The following is a 2,628-nucleotide window of genomic DNA, read 5'->3' as shown; positions in this document are numbered from 1 at the left end:
AGGATCCTGACGGCTTCCACATAGGCAAGTCGAGGCGTGGACGGTGGCTGGCGGGCGCGGCGGGAGTGAGCGCCGTGGGTGCCGTCGCCGGGGCCACGGTGGCCGGCTCGATGCTCAACCGCCGTGCGGTCATCGACGATCCCTTTGCCGACGAGGATTTCGAGACGCTCGACGGCGACCGCAGCTACCTGGTGACCACCCCCGACGGTGTGCCGCTGGCGGTACGCGAGGTCGGCCCCACCGATGCGCCGCTGACCGTCGTGTTCGCCCACGGCTTCTGTCTTCGCATGGGCGCCTTCCACTTTCAGCGAATGCGGCTGAGCGACGAGTGGGGTGCGCAGGTCCGGATGATCTTCTACGACCAGCGCGGCCACGGCCGGTCCGGCAACGCTCCGCCGGATACCTATACCCTGACGCAACTGGGCAAGGATCTGGAGACTGTGCTGCAGGTGATTTCGCCGCGCGGCCCGATCGTGCTGGTGGGCCACTCAATGGGCGGGATGACGGTCTTGTCGCACGCCCGGCAGTTCCCGCGTCACTACGGCGGCCGGATCGCCGGAGCGGCACTGATCTCGTCTGCGGCCGAAGGGGTGGCCGAGTCGCCGCTCGGAGAGATCCTGAATAACCCTGCGCTGGAAGCTGTTCTGCGGGCTGCGCGTTCGGCGCCCAAGCTCGCGCAGCGTGGCCGCAACGCCGCACGTTCGCTGATCGGGCCGATCCTGCGGGCGGCGTCGTTCTCCGACATGCGGGTCAGCCCGAGCATCGTGGCGTTCTCGGAGAAGATGATGCTCGAAACCCCGATCCCGACGATGGTGGAGTTTCTGCACGCTCTGCAGGCGCACGACGAAACCGCCGGGCTGCCCGCGCTGGCCAAGATCCCGACGCTGATCGTCTGTGGCGACCACGATCTGGTCACCCCCGACGAATACTCGAGGAAAATGGCCGAGGTGCTGCCGGACTCGGAGTTGGTGATCGTCGCGAAGGCGGGCCATCTGGTGTTGCTGGAAAGGCCCGCTTCGGTCAACGACGGGCTGGTGCGACTGGTCAAGCACGCGACCCCAGGCAGATTCACCGCGCTGAGGCAGCGTTTGCGCGATCGGGTCCGGCGTCGTGACTGACGGCAAGTCCGGCATGGCGACGCTGCCGCATGTCGACGACACCGTGGCGCTAGGTGCGCAGCTGGGCAGCCAGTTGCGCGCCGGCGATGTCGTCGTGCTCTCCGGTCCGCTGGGTGCGGGAAAAACTGTGCTGGCCAAGGGAATTGCAACGGCGATGGACGTCGACGGGCCGGTGACCTCGCCGACGTTCGTGCTGGCTCGGGTGCATCCGGCGCGACGCACTGGTGCCCCGGCGATGATCCACGTCGACGTCTACCGATTGCTGGACCACAACGGCGCCGACCTGCTCGACGAGCTCGAAAGCCTGGACCTCGACACCGAACTCGACGGTGCCGTCGTCGTGGTCGAATGGGGTGAAGGCCTGGCCGAACGATTGTCCGACCGGCATCTCGACGTCCGTCTGGAGCGAATCAGCAACTCCGACACCCGAACCGCGACCTGGCAATGGAGCTGCCCATGAGCCGGCTGGTGTTGACCATCGACACCTCGACTCCCGCGGTCACGGCGGGCGTGGTCGCCGATGGCCATGTGTTGGCCGAGCGGGTCACCATCGACGCCCGGGCACATGCCGAGCGGATCACCCCGAATGTGTTGGCCGCCATCGCCGATGCGGGGAGCTCGATCGCCGATCTCAATGCCGTCGTCGTCGGCTGCGGTCCCGGTCCGTTCACCGGGCTGCGGGTCGGTATGGCGACCGCCGCGGCCTACGGTCACGCACTGGGTCTTCCGGTGTACGGGGTCTGCAGCCTCGATGCCATCGGTGGGCAGACCACCGGCGAGGTGCTGGTGGTCAGCGACGCCCGCCGGCGCGAGGTTTATTGGGCCCGCTATCGCGACGGTGTCCGGGTCGACGGTCCCGAGGTCAGCGCCCCGGCCGATGTCGACCCGGGTCCCGCGCAGTCGGTGGCCGGTTCGCCTGATCACGCGGCGCTGTTCGGGCTGCCGTGCATTGAGCCGACGTATCCCGACGCGGCGGGCCTGGTGGCCGCGGTGGCCGACTGGTCGCAAGCTCCGGCTGCGCTGGTGCCGCTGTATCTGCGGCGGCCGGACGCCAAGACGCTGGCCGAGCGGCAGGCGGCCGGCCAGTGAACGTGACGATCGACGGGCTTACCGACGCCGACGCCGAGCGCTGCGCCGAGCTGGAGTCGCTGTTGTTTCCCGGCGACGACCCTTGGCCGACAGCCGCTTTCGTGCGCGAGCTCGCCGCCGATCACAATCACTATGTGGCCGCACGCGACGACGACACATTGGTCGGCTACGGCGGCATTTCACGGTTGGGTCGCACGCCGCCCTTCGAATACGAAATCCACACCATCGGCGTCGACCCGGCGTACCAGGGCCGTGGCATCGGCCGTCGAATGCTGGACGAGCTACTGGACATCGCCGCCGGCGGCGTCGTGCATCTCGAGGTTCGCACCGACAACGCGACGGCGATCGCCCTGTACCGCAGCGTGGGATTCACCGAAGTGGGTCTGCGCCGGCGGTACTACCGGATCAGCGGCGCCGATGC

4 protein-coding genes are annotated in these 2,628 nt (G+C 68.3%); all 4 read left to right on the top strand.

Annotation, left to right across the window (positions count from 1 at the left end):
- Positions 1 to 20 precede the first annotated feature (20 nt).
- Positions 21 to 1,118 carry an alpha/beta hydrolase gene (locus VN856_RS21410; protein ID WP_325692674.1) on the top strand — a complete coding sequence of 366 codons (1,098 nt, stop codon included), beginning with the start codon at positions 21 to 23 and terminating at the stop codon, positions 1,116 to 1,118.
- A 13-nt stretch (positions 1,119 to 1,131) separates the two neighbouring features.
- The gene (tsaE, locus tag VN856_RS21405; protein ID WP_325692672.1) at positions 1,132 to 1,578 is read left to right on the top strand and encodes a tRNA (adenosine(37)-N6)-threonylcarbamoyltransferase complex ATPase subunit type 1 TsaE; all 447 of its coding nucleotides are present in this window, start codon (positions 1,132 to 1,134) and stop codon (positions 1,576 to 1,578) included.
- On the top strand, positions 1,575 to 2,207 hold the full coding sequence (gene tsaB, locus VN856_RS21400) for a tRNA (adenosine(37)-N6)-threonylcarbamoyltransferase complex dimerization subunit type 1 TsaB (RefSeq protein ID WP_325692670.1): 633 nt from the start codon (positions 1,575 to 1,577) through the stop codon (positions 2,205 to 2,207). The genes tsaE and tsaB overlap by 4 nt, the downstream gene beginning before the upstream one ends.
- Positions 2,204 to 2,628, top strand: a 425-nt coding sequence (gene rimI / locus VN856_RS21395) for a ribosomal protein S18-alanine N-acetyltransferase (RefSeq protein WP_325692668.1), incomplete at its 3' end; no start/stop codon positions are given. The genes tsaB and rimI, both read left to right, overlap by 4 nt.

Origin of the sequence: Mycobacterium sp., from assembly GCF_035603715.1 — a bacterium.
Taxonomy (GTDB): domain Bacteria; phylum Actinomycetota; class Actinomycetes; order Mycobacteriales; family Mycobacteriaceae; genus Mycobacterium.
Note: the sequence above shows the minus strand (reverse complement) of the source record. Positions and strands in the feature narration are given on the sequence as shown.